General features: G+C 61.0%; 6 protein-coding genes. All 6 read left to right on the top strand.

What is annotated here, in order from left to right; translation table 11 throughout:
* The first annotated feature begins 225 nt into the window (after positions 1–225).
* The 6 genes from E3O44_RS00320 (at position 226) to E3O44_RS00295 (ending at position 7,246) form a co-directional block, all read left to right on the top strand.
* Positions 226–2,400 carry a hypothetical protein gene (locus E3O44_RS00320; RefSeq protein ID WP_134531693.1) on the top strand — a complete coding sequence of 725 codons (2,175 nt, stop codon included), beginning with the start codon at positions 226–228 and terminating at the stop codon, positions 2,398–2,400.
* Positions 2,397–3,527 (top strand): DegT/DnrJ/EryC1/StrS family aminotransferase, encoded by a 1,131-nt coding sequence (locus E3O44_RS00315; protein WP_198415852.1) that lies wholly within the window; start codon positions 2,397–2,399, stop codon positions 3,525–3,527. Before E3O44_RS00320 ends, E3O44_RS00315 begins: the two co-directional genes overlap by 4 nt.
* A gap of 2 nt (positions 3,528–3,529) precedes the next feature.
* On the top strand, positions 3,530–4,516 hold the full coding sequence (locus E3O44_RS00310; RefSeq protein ID WP_241975928.1) for a glycosyltransferase family 2 protein: 987 nt from the start codon (positions 3,530–3,532) through the stop codon (positions 4,514–4,516).
* Positions 4,513–4,920 carry a GtrA family protein gene (locus E3O44_RS00305; protein ID WP_134531692.1) on the top strand — a complete coding sequence of 136 codons (408 nt, stop codon included), beginning with the start codon at positions 4,513–4,515 and terminating at the stop codon, positions 4,918–4,920. Before E3O44_RS00310 ends, E3O44_RS00305 begins: the two co-directional genes overlap by 4 nt.
* 6 nt (positions 4,921–4,926) lie before the next feature.
* On the top strand, positions 4,927–5,874 hold the full coding sequence (locus E3O44_RS19830) for a WxcM-like domain-containing protein (protein WP_134531691.1): 948 nt from the start codon (positions 4,927–4,929) through the stop codon (positions 5,872–5,874).
* 115 nt (positions 5,875–5,989) lie between these two features.
* Positions 5,990–7,246 carry a hypothetical protein gene (locus E3O44_RS00295; protein ID WP_134531690.1) on the top strand — a complete coding sequence of 419 codons (1,257 nt, stop codon included), beginning with the start codon at positions 5,990–5,992 and terminating at the stop codon, positions 7,244–7,246.
* Positions 7,247–7,293 lie beyond the last annotated feature (47 nt).

Genomic DNA, 7,293 nt, shown 5'->3' with positions numbered 1-7,293 from the left:
GGGTGGTCGGCCGTTGTCCCTGCTGCGCCGGGTAGCCATCGGATCTGTTTCTATGCGGTGAACCTGAACCAGGGTGCCGATGTCGGTTTGATGTGCCAGGACGTGACTGTGCCGTGATCGGTGGGCCACGGTGACGCCGGGGGTGGAATAACCCTCGTGTCATGGGGCCATCTGCGGGCTCGTGAGCCCGGGAGTAGACCAGCACATCAATACTGAGGAACCATAGTGAACACGATGACTGAGCCGGAGATAGCTGGCGCCCCGAAGACACCCGGTGTCGAGTCAGGGCCACGGCCGCGTAGTGCCCTCGGCCGGACTCGAGTCCTGCACGCGTTCATGCTGGTCGGAATCCTGATCGCGCTGGAAGCGCTCGTATTCCGACCGTATTTCGACGGGGAGAGCATTCCTCCGTGGGACTTCCTGGGCAGCTACAACACCGACGCGTATTCCTGGTGGACTCAGGGATCGTTCTTCTCTCCACCCGAATGGATTTCGAGTGTGTGGGGTGGCTACCCCGCGGCACTTGTTCTGCAGAACAGCGGCTGGTACCTCCCGGTCGGAATGGTGTCCTTCTTCGTCCCGTTCAGCCTTCACGCTTCGGCCGCCTTGTCCGCGCTCCACGTCGCCTTCGGGTTCCTGGGGGCCTATGCGCTCGCGCGAGGCTTGAAACTCCGGTTCCTTCCGGCGACACTCGTTGCTGTCGCGTGGTTCTTCGCGGTCGGGTACTACAGCAATGCCGAGCATGTGGACATTGTGCGGGGGTATTCATGGATTCCGTGGGTGCTCCTGGTCCTATCACCGAAGTGGCCCTGGAGGCGATGGTGGTCCATCCCGATCGCTGTCCTGGTGCTCTGGCAGGCGATCACAGGGACATACCCCGGTATGGTCATCGCGATGGCCTATGTGGGCATTGTGTGCGTGGTGGCATGGCAGCTATCTTCACGGGTGCACTGGCGCGAGTACCTTCTTCCCCTGGCCGTTTCAATCGCGAGTGCGGCGCTCTTGTGCGCGCCACGCTTGCTGCCGTATCTGTCGTTTCCAGCGGATGCGGCTTCGGGACTTGCCGAGTCGTCGGTCTTCAGTCCCGACCTGATAGGCACCCTCCTCTTCGGGTACGGAGCGCCTTCCCTGCCCAACGACATTTCGATGCGGTCCTTCTTCGTGCCGGCTGCCGCATTGGCGCTGGCGTTCTTCGCGAGATGGCGTGACCCGGCAACGAAGCTCGCCGCCGCAATCGGTGTCCCCGCTCTCGTCCTGGGGATGCCGTTCTTCCCGTGGGCGACGCTGGCGCAATCGCTTCCCGGGCTGGGTCTGAGTCGATTTGGAATGAGCGATTTCAAGCCCTTTCTCATTCTCTCTGTGGTGTTGCTGGCTGCGAGCGGCTTGTCGATGCTCACTTCCCGGACGCGGGACCGATTCTGGTCGGCGCGAATCCTCTGGCCGCTTGCAGCTGCGTTGGTTTTTCTCATCCTGATGGTTCTCATCGCGAGGAGCGGTCCGTACGTCCGGGCTGACTATGTGCCCCAGCTCATCATGTTGACCGTAGGACTTGGCTTGGTTTCGGTCCTGCTGGTGGTGCCACGTGTCAAGCTTGTCGCAGCCGCGATCGCCGTCGGACTGATAGCGCTGACGGCTGTGTCGGGAGTGGCGTGGGCAAATGACAACTCCGCGACGTGGAGGGCTCCCCGGCTCCCAACGGAACAGGCCACTTACGGGTCGACCGTCCATGCGCTCATCGACTCGCGCGTCGTGCAGAAAGAACACGTTCAACGCCCGGCCAGGATGCCGCTGAGGCAGGGATTCACTGTCGACGATCTCTTCACCGTGTCCTGGAACCGCGTGTACTACACCGGGGAACTCGCCATCGGGGGCTATATCAACCTCAAGGGCTCTCGCACCCAGCACCTGCTGACAGATGCACTTCTCGACAAGTCCACCGGTACTGACTTCGCCTCCTTCCTGACCATGCCGGGGACCATCCTGACGGTGCCGCGCACAGAGGACCCGACGGCGGAAGACCTCCATGCTTGTGTCTCAGGGGAAACGTGCGGGGCAGGAAACATCCACCCGATCTCGTATCAGTCGGGTGAATTGGTATACCGGGTCGAGACGGCCGTCGATGTCCGTGCTGAATTCAATGAGGCATTCTTCACCGGGTGGCAGGCGTCAGTGTGTTTGGAGGATGGATCCTGCAGGTCTATCGAAACGAGATCCAGCAACACGGGGCTCGTGGAAGCCGACCTTCCAAGCGGCAGCTACACTGTGAAGTTGGCCTACCACTCACCTCAAGGCACCACTGCATGGGGAGCCTTCTGGCTCGGATGTGCATTGTGCGTGGGCGGTATGACCTGGGTTCTCTTCCGACGGAAACCAGAAATGGGAAAGGTATCAAAAGAGTGACTACGCCACACACTGAGAAGCCACACACTGAGCATGAGATTCCATTCAACGATCTCGGCCGGGGGACCAGGGCCCTCAGGCCACTGATCGACGATGCTATCGCCCGAGTGCTGGACAGTGGTTGGTTCGTGCTCGGCCCTGAGCACAATTCGCTTGAATCAGAAATCGCCGAGTATCTCGGGGTGGGCGACGCTGTTCTCGTCGGCAACGGCACCGACGCCTTGCAACTCGCTCTCATCGCGATCGGCGTTCGTGCTGACGATACCGTCCTGACGGTGGCGAACGCAGGCGGGTACACCTCAACGGCCGTTCGTTCGCTCGGGGCGACCCCGGTGTTCGCCGACGTCGACCCGAGCACCCTTCTCGTGAGCGTGAGCACTCTCAGTGAAGCTCTGGATCGGCTCGAGACGCTCCCGAGCGCACTCGTGGTGACTCATTTGTTCGGCGCGTCAGCCGACATGACGAGTATCATGCGCTGGGCTGACGCTGTCGGCATACCCGTGATCGAGGATTGCGCTCAGTCGATGGGCGCCGTCCATGCCGGGAAGAAAGCTGGCTCGTTCGGTCGATTGGCGACGACGAGCTTCTACCCCACCAAGAACCTGGGCGCACTGGGCGACGGTGGGTGCGTATTCACGTCTGACCCTGCTCTCGCCACTCGACTCCGGCAGTTGCGCCAATACGGCTGGACATCCAAGTACGTCACCGCATTGTCCGGCGGGCGCAATTCTCGGATGGATGAACTCCAGGCCGCGATCGTTCGGGTCAAGTTGCCGTTCCTGGATGCCTGGAACGACCGTCGACGCGAAATCCACCAGAGATACGAGGCAGCGGTGCCTGCCGGGGTGCGAATGGTCAATCACGCCCAGGACGGCTATGTCGGTCATCTGGCTGTCATCGAGACGGCCGACCGAGAGAAGACCAGGACACTGCTCACGGAAGCCGGCATTCATACCGACGTGCACTACCCCATCCCGGATCACAAGCAACCGATCCTGGCCGGGACGATCCAGCCTTCGCTGCCGGTGACCGAGGCCGCAGCAGAGCGGATCCTTTCCCTGCCGCTCTTCCCTGAGCTTGAAGACTCCGAGGTCGATCGGATCACTGACGTCTTGAAGCGAATCTAGTCGTGACTGGAGAAGACGCCGGCGCAGTTCTTCCACTGGGAGATCCGGGCACACCGATGCTGTACTCCGTCGTGGTCCCGGTTTACAAGAACGCGGCGAGCATCCCCGACGTTCTCAAGGCTCTCGAATGGCTGCAAGACAACCTCAGCGGTGACGTCGAAGCCGTGTTCGTCGTCGATGGATCGCCGGACGAGTCCGCAGCGATTCTGCGTCGGTTGCTTCCAGATGCCCCCTTCTCCGCCCAGCTCCTGTGCCATTCTCGTAATTTCGGGTCTTTTGCCGCGATTCGAACCGGATTCCTCGCCGCACGCGGCCAGTTTGTCGCCGCGATGGCAGCCGATCTCCAGGAGCCCATCAGCCTCATCCAGGAATTCTTTGCCAAGCTCGAGACCGGCAATTGGGATGTTGCAGTGGGTACTCGGGTCTCACGGGACGACCCGACTGTGTCCAAGGTATTCTCCGGTGCGTATTGGGGTCTCTACCGTCGGTTCGTGCAGCCTGATATGCCGTTGGGCGGCGTCGACGTATTCGCGTGCACTCGCCAGGTCGCCGAGAAATTCGGTCACTTGGGTGAATCCCACTCGAGCCTGATCGGACTCCTCTTTTGGCTCGGTTACCGCCGGGTCGACGTGCCATACGGGCGTGTCCAGCGCGAACACGGGAAGAGCGCGTGGTCGTTCAAGAAGAAATTCAGCTATTTGCTGGACAGCGTCTTCTCCTTCACGAGTCTTCCGATCAGCATCATCCTCACGGTCGGCTTGGTCGGAATGGTGGTGTCGCTCCTGGCTGCGCTTGTCGTTCTCATCGCCTGGCTGGCTGGATCGATCACGGTGCCCGGTTATACAGCCCTCATGTTCGTGCTTCTGCTGTCGACGGGCAGCCTGCTTTTCGCCCTCGGGATCGTGGGTACCTACGTCTGGCGGGCATACGAGAATTCAAAGAATCGTCCCTCGTCGGTCGTCATGGATCAGATGGATTTCGGCAGATGAATCGAAACGGCCTTCGAAGCCAGGCCTTTCGGTACCTCTTGGTCGGTGGGACGAATACCCTTCTCACCTACGCGATCTACATTGGATTGGGACTTCTGATCCCCGCCGGTATCGCCTTCACGATTGCATATGTCATTGGCCTCGTCTGGGTCGTTTTCGGTTCATCCAGACTGGTGTTTCAGGCTGACCACTCACCGAAGCGGCTGGCGGTCTTTGCCGGCTGGTATCTCCTTGTCTATGCCGTAGGCCAGATCACGGTGCAACTCATTTCGCCCAAAGGCGTGGAGGCACTGCTCTGGAGCAGCATTGCTGTGATCGCGATCACCACTCCACTCACGTTCTTCGGCGGTCGCATGATCTTCGCGCCGAAGGTGCCAGACACAACCGACAACACAAGGGAATAGCACGTTATGGGCGCATTCATCCACTCGCACGCACTCTGCGAATCGGACAACGTTGGCGATGGAACTCGAATTTGGGCATTCGCCCACGTCCTGCCTGGCGCACGGATCGGGGAAGACTGCAACGTCTGTGATTCGGTGTTCATCGAAAATGACGTTGTGATCGGCGACCGCGTGACTCTCAAGTGCGGCGTACAGGTCTGGGACGGCATCACACTGGAGGACGACGTTTTCGTCGGTCCGAACGTGACCTTCACCAACGATCCGTTCCCCCGCAGCCGGCAGCAGCCAGAATCGTTCTCGCGCACCGTTGTCCAGCGAGGAGCGTCTATCGGGGGAAATGCGACGATCCTGCCGGGAATCACCATCGGCACGGAGGCCATGGTCGGAGCCGGAAGTGTGGTCACTCGGGACGTACCCGCGTACGCGATTGTGGTCGGGAACCCTGCGCGCATCAAGGGCTATTCGAACACCGTGCAGATGGGTGGAGACCTCGCGGTGACGAGCCCGGTGAGCAGCCCTCAGCTGCGAGAAGCTGAGTCGGCGAGCGGGGTCAAGCTCGTCAACCTGAACAAGGCGATAGATATGCGTGGTTCTCTGGTCGCGGGGGACATCGAATCGCAAATCCCCTTTACCCCTGAAAGATTCTTCGTCGTCTATGACGTTCCTTCCACGGAACTTCGGGGCGCTCACGCTCACCGCCAGTGCGAGCAGTTTCTGGTGTGTTTGAGTGGATCCGTGAACGCGATCGTCGATGACGGCGTGAACCGTGCGGAGTACGTGCTCGACAGGCCGGATCTCGGACTCTACATGCCGTCAATGACGTGGGGAACTCAGTACCGCTATTCAGAGAATGCCGTGCTTCTCGTTCTCGCGTCGCATCTCTATGACGGCTCCGACTACATTCGCGAATACGGAGAGTTTGTCGAACTCGCGCTCAACCGTGCGCGCGCATAGCTCGCGGGAGTCAATCCGCGAGAGGCGAGCCGGTACCACCGCAGTCATCTGTGCGGTGGCGTTTCTGATCGCACTCACCAGTGGGCCGGCGCCATCCTTCGTGTATGACGCTGCGATGTACTGGAACGGCGCCCATGCCCTTCTCACTGGAGGGGGTATCACTGAGAGCGGCGGGCTCGCCCTCCGTGGAATCTTCAGCGCTGTCATCTATGTCCCGGCTGCCTTCGTCGCTCTCGTGGCGGGCGAAGGCAGTGCCGGATGGGCGGTTCTCGTACAGAATGCCGCGTTGATCAGCGTTATCGGTGGAATCATCGTCCCCAGACTCGCGGGACGCGGGGTTCAGCCGCGCTCGTGGCAGGTGTGGGTTTCGGCGATCGGCACGAGTCTTCTCCTGAGGGGGTTTGCGCCTTTCACGCTGCTGGACCTCTGGGCTGTCGCATTCGTGCTTGTTGCGGTCCTTCTCCTGAGCACGTCGACACGCGCACTCATGTTCGTACTCGGAGGATGCGCACTTGCCGTCGGAGTGAATCTGCGACCCGTCTACATCGTGCCGGTCGCACTCCTCTTCGTGATTTGGTGCGTGCCCCGGTGGAAGCGCGCCGTGTTTGCGCTTGTCGGTATCTGCGCCGGGTTCTCGGTCCAGGCCTTTTACAACGGCCACGCGTTCCTGAGCTGGCTGCCGTGGCCCGTTGACACCTTCAGGATCGGCCAGATTCAGACCCAGTACGCCAGCTTCATCGTGAGATATGACACCCTGGCCTATGACGGATCCGGGGATCCCCGTCAGTTCTCCTGTAGCCCGTCGATGGCGGACCTCGTTTCGGGTCGGCCCCCCGGCAGTGTCGGCGAACTGATCCAGCTGTTCGTGGCACACCCGATTCAGTCGACTGGTTTTGCGGTGGAGAAAGTGGCCTCGTCACTGAATTGGTCTGCGGCTACGCCGTATTCCGGAGTCATGCCCGGGAGGCTGACTCTGTTCGGCGTCGTGGTCGTATTCATCGCAATCGCCGGCCTGCTCGTATTCCTGCGCCAGCCGCGCGTTCCTGGCGGGCTTGCGGCTAACCTCAGCACGCCTCTTCTGCTGACCTTGTCGGCGGCGACGGCGGGTACGATCGTCTTTTCCGCTCCGGAGGCGCGCTTCGCCCTGCCCATTGTTCTCGTGGGAATGGTGGGACTGGTTCGTGGCCTAGGTGGGGTGAGTCAGTTCATGAATGCGACGGCTCGTGGCTGGATCTGGCGGGCCGTTGGAGTGCTCCTCATCGCCGGCTTCATCGTGCTCGGACAGATGGGCCTTGCTCATCCAGCACCCCGGGGCGACGTGACTTCGTCACAGTGTGTCGAACCGCCGTCTGCCTCCGGCGCGGGGCATTAAGCGCCTTGAACAATGGCGTTAAGTAGTATCAGTATGCACACACGCAA

Origin of the sequence: Cryobacterium algoricola, assembly GCF_004402485.1 — a bacterium.
GTDB classification, from domain to species: domain Bacteria; phylum Actinomycetota; class Actinomycetes; order Actinomycetales; family Microbacteriaceae; genus Cryobacterium; species Cryobacterium algoricola.
This window is presented reverse-complemented; position numbering and strand designations above follow the sequence as displayed.